This window comes from Pseudomonas sp. AG1028, from assembly GCF_007993955.1.
Classification (GTDB): domain Bacteria; phylum Pseudomonadota; class Gammaproteobacteria; order Pseudomonadales; family Pseudomonadaceae; genus Aquipseudomonas; species Aquipseudomonas straminea.
On record NZ_VIVP01000006.1, the window covers coordinates 35,706 to 50,687 of the forward strand.

At 64.4% G+C, this 14,982-nt stretch carries 17 protein-coding genes; 11 read left to right on the top strand and 6 right to left on the bottom strand.

The genetic code is table 11. From position 1 onward, the window contains the following. The first annotated feature begins 14 nt into the window (after positions 1–14). Positions 15–1,166 carry a 4-phosphoerythronate dehydrogenase PdxB gene (pdxB, locus tag FB481_RS10985; protein ID WP_147176364.1) on the top strand — a complete coding sequence of 384 codons (1,152 nt, stop codon included), beginning with the start codon at positions 15–17 and terminating at the stop codon, positions 1,164–1,166. An 18-nt stretch (positions 1,167–1,184) separates the two neighbouring features. On the opposite strand, the gene FB481_RS23180 is transcribed toward pdxB, so the two are convergent. After that, positions 1,185–1,361: a PA1571 family protein gene (locus FB481_RS23180; RefSeq protein WP_167363101.1), complete on the bottom strand. Its 177-nt coding sequence runs from the start codon at positions 1,359–1,361 to the stop codon at positions 1,185–1,187. Positions 1,362–1,542: 181 nt separating this feature from the next. Here FB481_RS23180 and FB481_RS10990 point away from each other — a divergent pair, with 181 nt between their 5' ends. After that, positions 1,543–2,115, top strand: a complete 573-nt coding sequence (locus tag FB481_RS10990) for a DUF1287 domain-containing protein (protein ID WP_178109877.1) — start codon at positions 1,543–1,545, stop codon at positions 2,113–2,115. Positions 2,116–2,174: 59 nt separating this feature from the next. Here the strand turns inward: FB481_RS10990 and FB481_RS10995 are convergent, their stop codons facing one another. Beyond that, on the bottom strand, positions 2,175–2,462 hold the full coding sequence (locus FB481_RS10995; protein WP_093501658.1) for a DUF3509 domain-containing protein: 288 nt from the start codon (positions 2,460–2,462) through the stop codon (positions 2,175–2,177). A gap of 115 nt (positions 2,463–2,577) precedes the next feature. Beyond that, positions 2,578–2,799, bottom strand: coding sequence for a hypothetical protein (locus FB481_RS11000; protein WP_147176366.1), 222 nt, complete (start codon positions 2,797–2,799; stop codon positions 2,578–2,580). 585 nt (positions 2,800–3,384) lie between these two features. Here FB481_RS11000 and dnaX point away from each other — a divergent pair. From dnaX to FB481_RS11030, 6 genes are all read left to right on the top strand, one after another. Continuing rightward, positions 3,385–5,514 (top strand): DNA polymerase III subunit gamma/tau, encoded by a 2,130-nt coding sequence (dnaX, locus tag FB481_RS11005; protein ID WP_147176367.1) that lies wholly within the window; start codon positions 3,385–3,387, stop codon positions 5,512–5,514. A 17-nt stretch (positions 5,515–5,531) separates the two neighbouring features. Continuing rightward, positions 5,532–5,858, top strand: coding sequence for a YbaB/EbfC family nucleoid-associated protein (locus FB481_RS11010; protein ID WP_042555660.1), 327 nt, complete (start codon positions 5,532–5,534; stop codon positions 5,856–5,858). A gap of 166 nt (positions 5,859–6,024) precedes the next feature. Continuing rightward, entirely contained in the window at positions 6,025–6,624 is a 600-nt protein-coding gene (gene recR, locus FB481_RS11015) for a recombination mediator RecR (RefSeq protein WP_147176368.1), read from the top strand. Positions 6,625–6,726: 102 nt separating this feature from the next. After that, entirely contained in the window at positions 6,727–7,233 is a 507-nt protein-coding gene (locus FB481_RS11020; RefSeq protein ID WP_093501651.1) for a sigma-70 family RNA polymerase sigma factor, read from the top strand. Between the two features lie 3 nt (positions 7,234–7,236). Continuing rightward, entirely contained in the window at positions 7,237–8,184 is a 948-nt protein-coding gene (locus FB481_RS11025; protein ID WP_147176369.1) for a FecR domain-containing protein, read from the top strand. 115 nt (positions 8,185–8,299) lie between these two features. Then, a complete protein-coding gene (locus FB481_RS11030; RefSeq protein ID WP_093501647.1) occupies positions 8,300–10,762 on the top strand; it encodes a TonB-dependent siderophore receptor in 2,463 nt (820 codons plus the stop codon). A gap of 234 nt (positions 10,763–10,996) precedes the next feature. On the opposite strand, the gene FB481_RS11035 is transcribed toward FB481_RS11030, so the two are convergent. Beyond that, positions 10,997–11,908 carry an AraC family transcriptional regulator gene (locus tag FB481_RS11035; RefSeq protein ID WP_093502504.1) on the bottom strand — a complete coding sequence of 304 codons (912 nt, stop codon included), beginning with the start codon at positions 11,906–11,908 and terminating at the stop codon, positions 10,997–10,999. A gap of 276 nt (positions 11,909–12,184) precedes the next feature. Here FB481_RS11035 and FB481_RS11040 point away from each other — a divergent pair, with 276 nt between their 5' ends. Together FB481_RS11040 and FB481_RS11045 are read left to right on the top strand one after the other, a co-directional pair. Next, a complete protein-coding gene (locus tag FB481_RS11040; protein ID WP_093501645.1) occupies positions 12,185–12,922 on the top strand; it encodes an SDR family oxidoreductase in 738 nt (245 codons plus the stop codon). A 59-nt stretch (positions 12,923–12,981) separates the two neighbouring features. Next, positions 12,982–13,257 carry a putative quinol monooxygenase gene (locus FB481_RS11045; RefSeq protein ID WP_147176370.1) on the top strand — a complete coding sequence of 92 codons (276 nt, stop codon included), beginning with the start codon at positions 12,982–12,984 and terminating at the stop codon, positions 13,255–13,257. A 60-nt stretch (positions 13,258–13,317) separates the two neighbouring features. On the opposite strand, the gene FB481_RS11050 is transcribed toward FB481_RS11045, so the two are convergent. Further along, positions 13,318–13,746, bottom strand: coding sequence for an organic hydroperoxide resistance protein (locus FB481_RS11050; protein WP_073264773.1), 429 nt, complete (start codon positions 13,744–13,746; stop codon positions 13,318–13,320). Between the two features lie 189 nt (positions 13,747–13,935). Beyond that, the gene (locus tag FB481_RS11055; protein ID WP_093501641.1) at positions 13,936–14,385 is read right to left on the bottom strand and encodes a MarR family winged helix-turn-helix transcriptional regulator; all 450 of its coding nucleotides are present in this window, start codon (positions 14,383–14,385) and stop codon (positions 13,936–13,938) included. A 201-nt stretch (positions 14,386–14,586) separates the two neighbouring features. Here FB481_RS11055 and FB481_RS11060 point away from each other — a divergent pair, with 201 nt between their 5' ends. Beyond that, positions 14,587–14,979, top strand: coding sequence for a hypothetical protein (locus tag FB481_RS11060; protein WP_093501639.1), 393 nt, complete (start codon positions 14,587–14,589; stop codon positions 14,977–14,979). Positions 14,980–14,982: the final 3 nt, after the last annotated feature.

Sequence of the window (14,982 nt, forward strand, 5' to 3'; positions counted from 1 at the left end):
TGTGGAGAACTGCCATGCGCATCGTTGCTGACGAAAACATTCCCCTGCTCGACGAGTTCTTTGCCGGTTTCGGTGAGATTCAGCGGCTGCCTGGCCGCGCCATCGACCGCGCGGCGGTGGCCAACGCCGATGTGCTGCTGGTGCGCTCTGTAACCTGCGTCGACCGCGCGATGCTGCAGGGCAGCCCGGTGCGCTTCGTCGGCACCTGCACTATCGGCACCGATCACCTAGATCTCGATTACTTCAGCGAAGCTGGCATCGCCTGGAGCAGCGCGCCGGGCTGCAACGCCCGTGGGGTGGTCGACTACGTGCTGGGCAGCCTATTGGTGCTCGGCGAACGCCTGGGTGCCGAACTGGCGCAGCGCACCTATGGTGTGGTCGGCGCCGGGCAGGTGGGTGAGCGGCTGATCAAGGTGCTGCGCGGCCTTGGCTGGCGTGTGCTGGTCTGTGATCCGCCACGGCAGCGCGCGGAGGGCGGCGACTATGTGAGCCTTCAACACATCATCGAGCAGTGCGACGTGATCAGCCTGCACACCCCGCTGACGCGCGATGGTGAGTTCGCCACCCGCCATCTGCTGGACGCCGAGCTGCTGGAACAACTGCGCCAGGGCACTTGGTTGCTCAACGCCAGCCGTGGTGAGGTGCTCGATACCGCGGCGCTCTGTGCGTTGCTGCAGCGCCGCGCCGATCTGCATGTGGTGCTGGACGTCTGGGAGGGCGAGCCGCTGGTCGATCTCGAACTGGCTGCACTGTGTCATATCGCCACGCCGCACATCGCCGGCTACAGCCTGGAGGGCAAGCTGCGCGGCACCGCGCAGATCTACCAGGCGTTCTGCCGCGCCCAGGGCATCGAGGCGATGATTTCTCTGGAGTCATTGACGCCGCGACGCTGGCTGCAGCGCCTGAGCATCGCCGCCGGCAGTGATCCGGCCTGGGCGCTGGCCACCGTATGCCGGGCGATCTACGACCCACGTCGTGACGACGCCGATCTGCGCCGCAGCCTGGTGGTGGACGAGCAGGCGCGCAAGGCCGGCTTCGACCTGCTGCGCAAGCGCTATCCGGTGAGGCGTGAAATAGAAGGGTTGGACGTACAGCTGGAGGGCTCGGACGAGCCGCTGAGCGCGCTGATCAGCGCGCTGGGTGCGCGCGTGATCAGCTTGAAGTGACGATGCGCAGGTGAACGGTCAGTGAGGCGAGTCTTTGCGTTCGGCGGCCGTGCCCTTGTCGAGCTCGTTGCAGGCCTGCTGGATCATGCTTTCAGTAATCGGAATCTCACGACCGTTGGGATCGATCAGCGCGCCGTGGGCGAGCTCACATGACGTATCGGACTGCGGTGACTGCTGCTTGTCGGTGCTGCTCATGGTGGTCTCCTCATCAGGTGGTATGCGCATTGTCCAAGGCATCCATGCTTGACGACGTTATCTAGTGATGGGGGCATCCCAATAAGGCTTCAACCGTGCCCAGCCATACTGTCGCAAAAAATTACCGGATAAAGAAGAGAGCGTGTCGAACGGTTTCGCGATTATAAGGAGGCAGGAAGTGCTGAGAATCGGATTGTTGCTGCTGGGCTGCCTGCTGAGCCTGCAGGTAGCGGCCATCGAGCCGGCAGCGCTGGTGAGCGGTGCGCGCGAGCAGGTGGGTGTGACGTTGTCCTACGATCCCGCCTACCGGCGCATCGCCTACCCCGGCGGCGACGTGCCGATACAGACCGGCGTGTGCACCGATGTGGTGATCCGCGCCCTGCGCCTGCAGGGCTTGGATTTGCAGAAGGCGGTACACGAGGACATGGCGGCGAATTTTTCGGCGTACCCCAAGCAGTGGGGGCTGAAGCGCCCGGATCGCAACATCGACCACCGCCGCGTACCTAATCTGATGATCTGGTTCAAACGTCAGGGCATGGCGCTGCAGATAGGTCGCGAAGCCGGTGATTACCGAGCCGGCGATATCGTCACCTGGGATCTGGGCCGCGGCCAGACCCACATCGGCATCGTGTCCGACCGGCTGTCCTCGGCGGGCGAGCCACTGATCCTGCACAATATCGGCGCCGGAACGCGGGAGGAGGCCATCCTGTTTCGCTTTCCCATCACAGGGCATTACCGCTTCACGCCAAGCTAACCACAGAAACGACGAAGCCCCGCGTCTTGTGGGCAGCGGGGCTTCGGCTGGGACGGCGATCAGGCGTGGTGGTAGCTGATGATGCTGTCCTGCTCCTTGAGCACTTTGCGCATCTCGGCCGGGATGTTGCCGGCTCTGACGGCCAACTCCAGGCGGATATCTTCGAGGCTTTGATTGAAAGCGTTCGAGTCATTGATCTGCAGTTTCTGCAAGACCCGGCTGTAGGCGGTGGTTTCCGCTTCATCGATCAGGGAGAGAACGACGCTACCGTCCGGGCGAGGCCGACTGAAGGTGGCACGTAGTGGGGCGAATAGCTTCTCGACAAGCTGTCGATGACCATTTTCCATTGACGAACTCCAGTTTTACGTAGGAACCCCTATGAGTGGCTGGAAATCATTTAGTTCGACGATGGGTGCGTTTTCGCTCACTTATGTTCGAAAATTTTCGCTTTTATCTCGGTGATCAGCGACGCAGTGCCTGGCGCGTACGCTCGATCACGCCTGGCAGCGTCTCGGCGCCGTACTGGCCGGGGTAGAGGCGCTGGGTATGCTGAGCCACACCGGTGTGGTCAACCACGGTGAAGCTGAAGCTGCCCTTGCGCGGCGCCAGAATATGGCAGGCCAACGGGGCGAATGCGTTGGAAAGGGTATGGATAGCGTTCTGGATTTGTTGAGTTGTATTCATATTCGGGTGTTCCTGTACTGCAGGCGCATGATCGCGCCATAAAAATAGGGCTCCGGTCATTGGCTCATGCCAACGGGATTGGTTATCGGAGCGAGCTGCGCGCTTTTAAGTTCAACCTATCTAGGGTGGACCAGCGGGCCATTTGGGAACCTGAGCGAGGCCGCCACTGCGAGGCGAAGACAGGCGAGAAAGCGCCGTTCACGAGCTGTAAACGAGCATTTCGACGAGCCTGGTTTCAACGCGACAATGGCAATGCAGAGGGTTCTCTAGCGGCTTGCTGTAGCGGGTCTGTACTTCGGAAGACTGGCGAGGTCAGCGCATGAGCGAGACGGCCAGATCAGTCAGCGGAGGGGGTCATGGCAGAGATACGTGCATCGATTGGATGCCGATTGCCAGGAAACCATCAGGAAGGCCCGGGGGCCGGATGACTTGCAGCGTGGTACGAACGGGGCGGACTATACGCGGCTGTATAAAAATTAGCCAGCCCTGATTCGATCTTTTTCTGTGCGCTGATCGGCGTCGCACTGATAGGCCGACTTGAGCTAGCATTAGCGCTCTTTTGCTTTCCTCTGGCGACGGTTTTCAATGAGTTATCAGGTTCTTGCACGCAAATGGCGCCCGCGGTCGTTTCGCGAGATGGTCGGGCAGACCCATGTGCTGAAAGCGCTGATCAACGCACTCGACAGCCAGCGTCTGCACCATGCCTATCTGTTCACCGGCACCCGCGGGGTCGGCAAGACCACCATCGCGCGCATCATCGCCAAGTGCCTGAACTGTGAAACCGGTATCAGCTCCACGCCCTGCGGCACCTGTTCGGTGTGCCGGGAGATCGACGAAGGTCGTTTCGTCGACCTCATCGAAGTGGACGCCGCCAGCCGCACCAAGGTGGAAGACACCCGCGAGCTGCTTGACAACGTGCAGTACTCGCCCAGCCGTGGGCGCTTCAAGGTCTACCTGATCGACGAAGTGCACATGCTGTCCACCAGCTCCTTCAACGCGTTGCTCAAGACGCTCGAGGAGCCGCCACCCCACGTCAAATTCCTGCTCGCCACCACCGACCCGCAGAAGCTGCCGGTCACCGTGCTGTCGCGCTGCCTGCAGTTCTCCTTGAAGAACATGCCGCCCGAGCGGGTGGTCGAGCACCTGAGCCACGTACTCGGCGCCGAGAACATTCCTTTCGAGGACGATGCCCTTTGGCTGCTCGGCCGCGCCGCCGACGGTTCGATGCGCGATGCCATGAGCCTCACCGACCAGGCCATCGCCTTTGGCGAGGGCAAGGTACTGGCGGCCGATGTGCGCTCCATGCTCGGCACCCTCGACCACGGTCAGGTGTACGGCGTGCTGCATGCGCTGATCGAAGGCGATGCCCGCGGCCTGATCGAAGCGGTGCGTCAGCTCGCCGAGCAGGGCCCGGACTGGAGTGGCGTGCTGGCCGAGATGCTCAACGTGCTGCACCGCGTGGCCATCGCCCAGGCGCTGCCCGATGCGGTGGACAACGGCCAGGGCGACCGCGAGCGGGTTCTGCAACTGGCCCAGGCGCTGCCGGCCGAAGACGTGCAGTTCTATTACCAGATGGGCCTGATCGGCCGTCGCGACCTGCCCTTGGCGCCGGATCCGCGCAGCGGTTTCGAGATGGTGCTGTTGCGTATGCTGGCATTCAGACCGGCGGGCGAGGGCGATGCCCCGAAGGTGGCGCTAAAGCCACTGGGGATCAGCCAGGCCAAGGTTGATCCCCAGGTAACCCCGGTGGCCGACGCAGCGCCTGCTGCGTCGCCAGCCATTGCCAGCGCTGCACCCCAGGCGCCTGCCACGCCAAGCCAGCCCGCGGTGCCCAGCCAGCCGGCGCCGGCCGCCGTCGAGCCGCCTGCTGCGCAGCCTGCGCCTGCGGTCGTCGCACCCGCAGTGGCTGCACCTGTTGCCGCCGCACCGATTGTCACGCCGCCATGGGAAGAGATGCCGGCCGCAGTCGAGCCCGAGGCCCCCGTAGCGCCGGTCAGCGAAGCGCCAGCACCAGAACATGCACCTGCGCCGTCCCCCGAACCGGTCGCCGCAGCACGCGCGCCGCAACAGCCTGCCGCCGTAGCCGAGCCGCAGCCCGAACCTGCCGCCGAGCTGCCCGTTCCGGAACTGGCCGACGTGCCGGTGATCGACACCAGCGACCTCAATCCGCCGGACAGCGATGACGAGCCGCCACCCGGCGACTACGACTACGTGTCGATGGACGTCGACAACCTGGATTACGATTTCGCCGATGCGCTCGGCGATGATCAGCCCCAGGCCGAGCCTGAGCCAGAGCCTGCCGCGATGCCCGCCACCGGCCTGGCCGCGGAATGGCTCGAGCTGTTCCCCAAGCTCGGCCTGAGCGGCATGACCGGCAGCATCGCCGCCAACTGCACGCTGATCGCCACCGAAGGGGACAAGTGGCTCTTGCACCTGGACCCCGGCCACAGTGCACTGTTCAACGCGACCCAGCAGCGCCGACTGAACGATGCCCTCAACGCCTATCATGGCCGCGAGATGCAGCTGAGCATCGAACTGATCAAGCCCGAGCAGGAAACCCCGGCCCAGGCCGCCGCCCGCAAGCGCGCCAATCGTCAGCGTGAAGCCGAGGCGTCGATCCAGAACGATCCGCTGGTGCAGCAAATGATTTCCCAGTTCGCCGCCTCCGTGCGTGCGGGCAGTATCGAACCCGTCGATAACGTCGTTAATCCCTGACTACCGAGGACAACATCATGATGAAAGGTGGCATGGCCGGCCTGATGAAGCAGGCGCAGCAGATGCAGGAAAAGATGCAGAAGATGCAGGAAGAGTTGGCCAACGCCGAGGTCACCGGCCAGTCCGGCGCCGGCCTGGTCAGCGTGGTGATGACCGGTCGCCACGACGTCAAGCGCGTCAGCCTCGACGACAGCCTGATGCAGGAAGACAAGGAAATCCTCGAAGACCTGATCGCCGCCGCCGTCAATGACGCCGTACGCAAGATCGAAGCCAACAGCCAGGACAAGATGTCCGGCATGACCTCTGGCATGCAATTGCCGCCCGGCTTCAAAATGCCGTTCTAAGGCCGCTTCCATGTGGGAGTGGGCCATGCCCGCGATATGGGTATGGCCCGCCCTGTAGGATGCGTCGGGCCGCGTAGGATGGGTGAAACCCATCAATCGTCGATGGGTTTCACCCATCCTACGGCCTGTTAAATCTTCACGCCTTACCCTCTTCGAGCACTGCCCCATGAGCTTCAGCCCCCTGATCCGCCAACTGATCGAATCGCTGCGCATCCTGCCCGGTGTCGGCCAGAAGACCGCCCAGCGCATGGCGCTGCAACTGCTCGAGCGCGACCGCAATGGTGCTCAGCGGCTGGCCCAGGCACTGAGCCAGGCGATGGAGGGCGTGCGGTACTGCAAGTCGTGCCGCAGCCTTAGCGAGAGCGAGCTTTGCCAGATTTGTGAAGACCCGCGCCGCGACGACAGCCTGCTCTGCGTGGTGGAGGGGCCGATGGACGTGTATGCCGTTGAGCACACCGGCTTTCGCGGGCGTTACTTCGTGCTCAAGGGCCACCTGTCGCCCCTCGACGGCCTGGGGCCGGAGGCCATCGGCATTCCCGAACTGCTGGCGCGTATCGAGGCGGGGCAGTTCAGTGAAGTGATCCTGGCCACCAACCCGACGGTGGAAGGCGAAGCGACCGCGCATTACATCGCCCAACTCCTGGCCGGCAAAGGCATGGTCGCCTCGCGCATCGCCCACGGCATGCCGCTGGGTGGCGAGCTGGAGCTGGTCGATGGCGGCACGCTGGCTCACGCTCTGGCAGGGCGCCGGCCAATCAACCTCTGATTGATAGCAGGGCGCCCTCTGGCTGAGTTAAGAATACCTGTAATTTGTTTCTGAGAAGCATTACCATTCGTGCGTTATCTCCGCACGGTGATGGTGTGCTCGATGTCGTTCGTTTCCCCCCAGCAGTCCTTGCAGCAGCTGTATCTCGAGCACAGCGGCTGGCTGAACGGCTGGCTGCGCAAGCGCATGGGCTGCGCGGAAAACGCCGCGGATCTGGCCCAGGACACCTTCGTGCGCCTGCTCGCCAAGCACCGCGAAGTGCCGTCACTGCGTGAGCCGCGGGCTTATCTGTCGACCATCGCCCATTCGCTGCTGGTCAACCACTGGCGTCGCCAGGCGATCGAGCGCGCCTACCTCGAAGCCCTGGCGATGCAGCCGGAACCGCACGCACCGTCGCCGGAAACCACCGAGCTGATCATCGAAACCCTGCTGGCCATCGATGCCATGTTGCTGCGCCTGCCTGCCAAGGTGCGCGAGGCGTTCCTGCTTTCCCAGCTCGACGGGCTGACCTACGCCGCCATCGCCACGCGCCTGCAGGTGTCCGAGCGCATGGTCAAGAAGTACATGGCCCAGGCCATGCTGCAGTGCCTGCTGTTGGCCGAGGGTTGAGCCGTGGCGCCTGATCACGCTGCCTTGCAGCAGGCTGCCGAGTGGTTCGCGGTGCTGGCCGATCCGCCAGTCAGCGCCCAGCAGCAGCGTGTCTGGCAGCAATGGCTGGCGGCTCGCCCCGAACATGCGGCGGCCTGGCAGCGGGTCGAGGCGATCAGCAGCCAGTTCGCCAGGCTGCCTGCCGACACCCGCCGGCGCGCCGCGGCTCAGGCCCTGCGCAGCCCTGCACGCAGCCGGCGGCAGGTGCTCGGACTGTTCGCCGTGCTGGGTGGCGCAGGATTGTTGGCGGCTGCCGGGCAGGGCCGGCCTTGGCGCACCTGGCTGGCCAGCGAGCGTACCGGCACCGGGGAAATCCGGGATCTGTGCCTGGCCGATGGCAGTCACCTCTGGCTGGGCAGTCGCACCGCCGTGGACATCGATTACAGCGCCTCGACCCGCTTGTTGCGACTGCTGCAGGGCGAGGTGCTGCTCGACACCGCTAAGGACCCGCGCCCGCTGCTGCTCGATACCCGGCACGGGCGGCTGCAGGCTCTCGGCACCCGGTTCAGCGTGCGCGAAGGCGAGGGTTTCACCCTGCTCAGCGTGTTCGCCGGGGCCGTGCGTATCGACCCGTCGCCCGCACGCGCCGCCCAGGTGTTGCAGGCCGGCCAGCAGGTGCGCTTCAGCGCCAGCGACATTTCGGCCAGCGAGCCCGCGGACCCGGCGCGCCAGGCCTGGAGCCGCGGCGTGTTGCTGGCCAATGACCGGCGCCTGGACGATTTCATTGCCGAACTGGCCGACTACGTGCCCGGTTACCTGGGCTGCGACCCGCGGGTGGCCGATCTGCGCCTGGTCGGCGCCTATCCGCTGGGCGACACCGGGCGCATTCTCGACGCCCTGGCCGGCAGCCTGCCGATCCGCGTCAATCGGCGGTTGCCCTGGTGGGTAACGGTAGAGCCGCTGACCGGCTGATGGCCTGCCGGTGAAATTATTTTTGCGAATGCGGTTCCCCTTTTTCGATCTCGCCTGGCCTCAGTACATCCGGCCCTTGCGCACCCTGCGCGGGCGATGTCACGAGGACTGCTGCATGTCGTCACCGCTCTGCTTTTCGCCCCTTGCTCTGCGCCGTTCGATCCGCCTGGCTACCCTGGCCCTGACGGCCTGTTCGCCGCTGTTCGTGCAGGCCCAGGCCATCGATGCCGGCAGCCATCAGCAGGTGACGCGCAGCTACCAGATTCCGGCTGGGCCGCTGTCGGCGGCGCTGAGCCGTTTCGCGGCGGAGGCGGGCGTGCTGCTGTCGGTCGATGCGCGGCTGACTGCCGGCAAGCAGAGCCCGGGCCTGCAGGGCGAGGCGGGTGTCGACGAGGGCTTCGTGCGGCTGCTGCAGGGCAGCGGCCTGCAGGTCGTCGCCGATGGTAGCGGCGGCTACTCCCTGGAAGCCGCGGCGCCAACCGGCAGCGCTTCGCTGGAGCTGGAGAGCACCGATGTGCGCGCCTTCGCGCTGGGTAATGCGCTGGGCAGCATGGATGGCTACAACGCCACCCACAGCAGCGTATCGACCAAGACCAGTAAGGCGCTGGCACAAACCGCGCAGAGCGTATCGGTGGTCACCCGCGAGCAGATCGAGCGCCAGGGCGCGCTCACCGCTGCCGATGCCATGCGCTACAGCCCGGGCGTGCTGACCAACCCCTATGGCAACACCCACCGTTACGACTACCTGGCGATTCGCGGCATCAACGACGGCTCGGTGGACAACATCACCATCGATGGCCTCAAGTCCATGGGCGATCCCGGCTCCTACAGCAGCCTGCAGATCGACCCGTACTTCATCGAGCGCATCGACATTCTCAAGGGGCCTTCTTCGGTGCTCTACGGGCGCAGCAACCCGGGCGGCTTGGCGGCCATCAGCACCAAGCGACCGGATTTCACCCAGTCCGGCCGGGTCGACCTGTCCTATGGCAACAACGCCCGCAAGTCTTTGGGCTTCGACGTCACCGGGCCCTTGAGCGAGAACGTCGCCTACCGGGTGGTCGGCCTCGCCAAGGACGCCGATGCCCAGGCCGATCACGTCACCGAGACGCGCTATGCGCTGATGCCCAGCCTGGCGTTGAACCTCAGTGACGACACCTTCATGACGCTCTACGCCTATCTGCAGGACGACCCCAACGGCGGCTATCACGGCAGCCTGCCGGCCTCCGGTACCGTGCACAAACGTGATGGGCGGCGTATCTCGAGCAGCTTCTTCGAGGGCGACCCGGCGCTCGACGAGTTCACCCGCACCCAGCAGATGCTCGGTTATGAACTCGAGCATCGCTTCAACGACACCTGGAGCGCGCGGCAGAACTTCCGCTATCTGGATGCCCGGGTGTCGAACAGCCAGGTCTGGGGTTCCGGTTACGTCAGTGGCAACCAGCTGCGCCGCGGCTACAGTGGCGGCCAGGAGCAGCTGCACGCCTGGATCGTCGACAACATGCTGCAGGCCGATTTCGCCACCGGCGCAGCCCAGCACACCCTGGTGCTGGGCCTGGATTATCAGTACTCGAAGAACAAGATCGCCGCCCAGAGCGATACCGCAGGCGCACCCATCGACGTGTTCGACCCGGTGCAGGATTACGGTGACCTGACGGCCCTGCGTTCGATCAACGATGCCCTGCGGCGGCAGAAGCAGACCGGCCTGTACCTGCAGGACCTGGTCGAGATCGACAACTGGAACCTGTCCTTCGGCCTGCGCCAGGACTGGTACGACGTATCCATCGATGACGAGATCAGCGGCAAGGACGATAACCAGGGGGAGAAGCTCAGCGGCCACGTCGGCGTGCTCTACGCATTCGATAACGGCCTCTCGCCCTATGTCAGTTATTCGACCTCGTTCAACCCGACCTCCAATTACTCCAGCGGTGCGCAGATCCTCGACCCGACCACCGGCGAGCAGTGGGAAGCCGGCCTCAAGTTTCAGCCGCCGGGGACGGACGATCTGTACACCCTGTCGTTCTTCAACCTGGAAATGGAGAACCTGTACGCCAAGGAAAACAGCCTGGTCACCGACAGCTTCTACAAGGGCGTGGGCGGCATCCGGTCACGTGGCGTCGAGCTGGAGGCGCGCTTCAAGCCGGTCGACAACCTGCAACTGATCGCCAGCTACACCTACGCGGACGTTTCTTACAGCAAATCCTACTTCGTCAACGATGGTGCCGCCGTGGTGGACGCCAAGGGCAATACGCCGCCGCAGACGCCCGAGCGAATGGCCAGCCTGTGGGCCGACTACCGCTTCAGCGATGGCGCACTGGCCGGGCTGACCGTCGGTGCCGGTGCGCGCTATGTCGGCCACAGCGAGGGCAGCGAGCTGAACGATTTCAACGTGCCGTCCTATACGCTGTTCGATGCGTCGGTGGGTTATGACCTGAGCCAGGTCGGCTTGAAGGGAACATCGCTGCAGCTCACCGCCAGCAACCTCACCGACGAGTACTACGTGGCGTCCTGCTACTCGGCTGTGGCGTGTTATCTGGGCGAGGAGCGGACAGTGACGGCGACCGTCACTCAGCGTTTCTGAGAGACGGCTTCGTCGCTGCGTTCGGATTCATCGAGGCGGACTGGAAAGTGGCGGGAGCGGCCAGTTGCTCCCTCAGGACGGCGTGGTGATCATCTGTGGGAGCGGGCCATACCCGCGAAAAATCACTGGCATGGGCCGTTCCCACAGGTGAAGGCCGTAGGATGGGTGAAACCCATCGCGATTTGATGGGTTTCACCCATCCTACGGTCACCGACCGCTTTTGCCTTCCAGCGCTCAACCCGCGTTGCGCAGGCGGTGCATGTCGCGCAGCGGCGGGGCGCCGAACAGGCGGCTGTACTCCCGGCTGAATTGCGAGGGGCTCTCGTAGCCGACGCGAAAGCTCGCCGATGCCGCTTCCAAACCTTCGCTGAACATCAGCCGGCGCGCCTCCTGCAGGCGCAGCTGCTTCTGGTACTGCAACGGGCTCAGGGCGGTGACGGCCTTGAAGCGGTGGTGCAGGGTGGAGGCGCTGAGGTTGACCTCGCGGGCCAGTTCTTCGATGCGCAGCGGCTTGTCGTAATGGCGGTTGATCCATTCGATGGCGCGGGCGATACGATGGCTCTGGCTGTCGGCCATGACGATTTCGCGCAGGCGCTGGCCCTGGGGGCTGCGCAGCAGGCGATAGAAAATCTCGCGCAGCGCAAGCGGCGCCAGCATGGCTGCGTCGCGGGGCGTGTCGAGCAGGCGCAGAAGGCGAATCACCGCATCGAGCATCGATGCGTCGAGGCGATCGACGAACAACGCGCGGCTCGGGCCGGGCGCCGGCAGGCCGATCGGCCCGGCGGCGGAGAGCAGTTCGCTGATCACCGCCGGGTCGATGTCCAGGCGCACGCTCAGGTAGGGCTGCTCGGGGGTCGCTTCGATCACCTGGCCGGTGACCGGCAGGGTGACCGAGGCCACCAGGTAATTGAGCGGGTCGTAGTAATACTGCTCGGCACCCAGGCGAATTTCCTTGCGGCCCTGGGCGATGATGCACAGGCACGGCCGGTACAGCGTCGGCATGGGCAGGCTGGGCGCCGTGGTGTAGGCCAGCCCCAGGCCGTCGATGAGGGTATCGTGCATGCCCTCGGTCGGGGTGTTCTGCTGAATCAGGTGGGCCAGTTCGCGTTGGCGAAGGGCCAGGTCATCAGGCTGGTCTGTTTGCATCATGAACTCACTCGCGAATTTGTGCGAAGCCTATCCGGGAATTGCCCAGACGTCCTGCGCGGCCATCGATCTTCGGAGTATTGGGCAAGCGTTGCGCAGCATTAGGCAATCACCTGCGCTGCATGCCCCACAATGGGCCGCCTCTGGCAGATTCTTTACGCAGATCCGCACGATCAGGCAAGAATGTTCCAGTATCCGGCTAACGTGAAAGGGACCTCGGCTCCTACTCTGGATCCATCGCGGCACGGTTTGCCGCACTGACCAGAGGATCGCACCATGAACAATATCCAAGAAAAAGTCGTACTCATCACCGGCGCCAGCAGTGGCATTGGCGAAGGTTGTGCGCGCTTGCTGGCCGAGAAGGGCGCGCGGGTCGTGCTCGGCGCCCGCCGGGTCGAGCGCCTCGAGCAATTGGTGGAGGAGATTCGCGCTTCCGGCGGTCAGGCCATCGCCCGTCGCCTGGACGTGACCGATGCGGCCGACGTGCAGGCCTTCGTCGATGCCGCCATGGCCGAGTACGGCCGCGTCGACGTGCTGCTCAACAATGCCGGGGTGATGCCGCTGTCGATGATCGAGGCGCTGAAGCTGGACGAGTGGAATCGCATGATCGACGTCAACATCCGCGGCGTGCTGCACGGCATCGCTGCAGCCTTGCCGGTCATGCAGGCCCAGCGTAGCGGGCAGATCATCAATGTGGCGTCGATCGGCGCCTACCGGGTCTCGCCGACCGCGGCGGTGTACTGCGCCACCAAATACGCGGTGCGGGCGATCAGCGACGGCCTGCGTCAGGAGGTCGGTGGCGACATCCGCGTCACCCTGGTGTCGCCTGGCGTGGTGGAATCGGAACTGGCCGACAGCATCTCCGATGAAGGCGCCCGCGACGCCATGCGCGAATTTCGCAAGGTGGCCATCAGCCCGTCGGCCATCGCCCGGGCCGTGGCCTATGCCATCGAGCAGCCGGCGGACGTCGACGTCAGCGAACTGGTGGTGCGCCCGACGGCAAGCATTCACTGACAGGGCAATGCCACGGCGAAACCGCCGTGGCATTGCCGACTGGATCTAGGGAGAAAAACATGACCCTGCAAACCCACATCACCTTTCTCGAAGCCGCTCCTGGCCGTTGTGAGGAACTGGGTGGCTACCTGCGTGACCTGCTGGAGCCGACACGCCGGCTGGACGGTTGCCTGGCGTTCGAACTGCAAGGTGATCGCCGACGCTGGCAGCTGCACAGCCGCTGGCGCAGCCCTGCCGACCTCGAGCGCTACTTCGCCCAGCCGCTGTTGCAGGAGGTGCTCGGTAGCGCATGGAGGAGCGGGGCGATCCAGCACCTGCAAAGCCGCGCTGCCTGACGGCAGAAAACGCAAACGCCCCGGTCCATGCCGGGGCGTTTGCGTTGGTGCGGCGGGCGCTTACTCGACCAGCGTCAGAGTCACGTCGATGTTGCCCTGGGTCGCGTTGGAATACGGGCAGACGATGTGCGCCTTGTCGATCAGCGCCTTGGCCTCTTCACGATCCAGGCCCGGCAGGGTGATCTTCAATTCCACTTCGATGGCGAAGCCGGTGGGCACCGCGCCGATGCCGACGATGCCTTCGATCCAGCTGTCCGGCGAAACCTTGTGCTTGTCGCGAGCCGCGACGAACTTGATCGCGCCCAGGAAGCAGGCCGAGTAGCCGGCAGCGAACAGCTGCTCGGGGTTGGTGCCCTGGCCGCCAGCGCCGCCCAGCTCCTTCGGTGTGGTCAGCGCGACGTCGAGCACGCCGTCGGAGGAAATGGCACGGCCTTCACGGCCACCAGTGGCTTCGGCGTAGGCGCGGTAGGCAACGGTTTCGATAGACATGGTGAAATCCTCGTATTTGATTTGTGCGGTGTTTGTTGGCGCGCAATTTAACTACTCGATGTGAACTCTAGTTGTTATTTAGTTTGCGCGCAAGGTATTTTCGAGAAATCGCAAGATTGGCGAACCTGAATCGTCTCGACGATGCTCAGTGTAGATCCGGGCTACTACCTGTCGATTGCACGCCTGTGCTCAGAGGCTGTCCTGCAGTTGCTTGCGCAGGGCTGTCAGTTCCGCGGTGAGGCTGGCCAGGCGATCTGCCGTCTGGGCGCTGGCGTCGAGGATGCAGCCGGGAATCTGTCGGGCCTCGGCGTGCAGGGCGCGGCCCTTGTCGGTGAGGTGCAGATGCACCACGCGCTCGTCGGTGCTGCTGCGCTTGCGGTCGATCAGGCCCTCGGCTTCCAGGCGCTTGAGCAGCGGGGTCAGCGAGCCCGGGTCGGTGAGCAGGCGTGCGCTGATCTCGCTCACGGTGATGCCGTCGCCTTCCCACAACACCAACATCGCCAGGTACTGCGGATAGGTCAGGCCGAGCTTCTTGAGCAGCGGCTTGTAGACCTTGGTCATCATCAGCGAGGTCGAATGCAGGGCGAAGCACACCTGATTGTCGAGCAGCAGATCGGCGCAGGTGTCGTCGGTGGTCATGGAAGCTCCGGAATGAGGGCAGGCAAGGGCGCAATTTAGCGCGCCGGTTCGGTCGATGCCAGCCAAAGCGGCACGCTTCGGAATCGCCGGTCGCCACGAGTCCAACTGTCACGCCGGCCCTAACCGGCGTGACGCACCGATCTGGCATACAATGCGGCGCCGCTGCTACATATAGCCCGGCATCGACTTGGGAGTGAGCAGATGAAGAGCCTGATGGCGGGTTTCGCGGTGCTGTTGTTGCTGACCGGTTGCACCACGCCCGGCAAGCCGCCGGCGTTGCAGGTGCCGGTGACCGGCAAGATCAACCCAACCCGGGTGCAGGTCACGCCGAGCGAAGCGGATATCGAGTCGGCCAAGGCCAGTCTGTTCACGGCCATCGATGCCGATGGCGTCGAATTCGACACCCTGTTCGGTACGGCGGCCAATGCGGCCGGCGATGACCTGGCGGTGTGCGGCTTCGCCAAGCGCGATGATCAGGAAGGCGCGCTGTATTTCGCCTACTACAACGGCGAGTTGCTTCTCTGGGATGAAGCCGCACCCCACGGCACCAGCACCGAAAACCAGTTTCTGGCGATGATCTGCTCCTACCGCTAGTCG

Excerpts from the sequence above, each read along its gene's own strand:
- pdxB (WP_147176364.1), top strand. The coding sequence starts at position 15 with ATGCGCATCGTTGCTGACGAAAACATTCCCCTGCTCGACGAGTTCTTT.
- FB481_RS23180 (WP_167363101.1), bottom strand. The coding sequence starts at position 1,361 with ATGAGCAGCACCGACAAGCAGCAGTCACCGCAGTCCGATACGTCATGT.
- FB481_RS10995 (WP_093501658.1), bottom strand. The coding sequence starts at position 2,462 with ATGGAAAATGGTCATCGACAGCTTGTCGAGAAGCTATTCGCCCCACTA.
- FB481_RS11000 (WP_147176366.1), bottom strand. The coding sequence starts at position 2,799 with ATGAATACAACTCAACAAATCCAGAACGCTATCCATACCCTTTCCAAC.
- dnaX (WP_147176367.1), top strand. The coding sequence starts at position 3,385 with ATGAGTTATCAGGTTCTTGCACGCAAATGGCGCCCGCGGTCGTTTCGC.
- FB481_RS11010 (WP_042555660.1), top strand. The coding sequence starts at position 5,532 with ATGATGAAAGGTGGCATGGCCGGCCTGATGAAGCAGGCGCAGCAGATG.
- recR (WP_147176368.1), top strand. The coding sequence starts at position 6,025 with ATGAGCTTCAGCCCCCTGATCCGCCAACTGATCGAATCGCTGCGCATC.
- FB481_RS11020 (WP_093501651.1), top strand. The coding sequence starts at position 6,727 with ATGTCGTTCGTTTCCCCCCAGCAGTCCTTGCAGCAGCTGTATCTCGAG.
- FB481_RS11030 (WP_093501647.1), top strand. The coding sequence starts at position 8,300 with ATGTCGTCACCGCTCTGCTTTTCGCCCCTTGCTCTGCGCCGTTCGATC.
- FB481_RS11035 (WP_093502504.1), bottom strand. The coding sequence starts at position 11,908 with ATGCAAACAGACCAGCCTGATGACCTGGCCCTTCGCCAACGCGAACTG.
- FB481_RS11040 (WP_093501645.1), top strand. The coding sequence starts at position 12,185 with ATGAACAATATCCAAGAAAAAGTCGTACTCATCACCGGCGCCAGCAGT.
- FB481_RS11045 (WP_147176370.1), top strand. The coding sequence starts at position 12,982 with ATGACCCTGCAAACCCACATCACCTTTCTCGAAGCCGCTCCTGGCCGT.
- FB481_RS11050 (WP_073264773.1), bottom strand. The coding sequence starts at position 13,746 with ATGTCTATCGAAACCGTTGCCTACCGCGCCTACGCCGAAGCCACTGGT.
- FB481_RS11055 (WP_093501641.1), bottom strand. The coding sequence starts at position 14,385 with ATGACCACCGACGACACCTGCGCCGATCTGCTGCTCGACAATCAGGTG.
- FB481_RS11060 (WP_093501639.1), top strand. The coding sequence starts at position 14,587 with ATGAAGAGCCTGATGGCGGGTTTCGCGGTGCTGTTGTTGCTGACCGGT.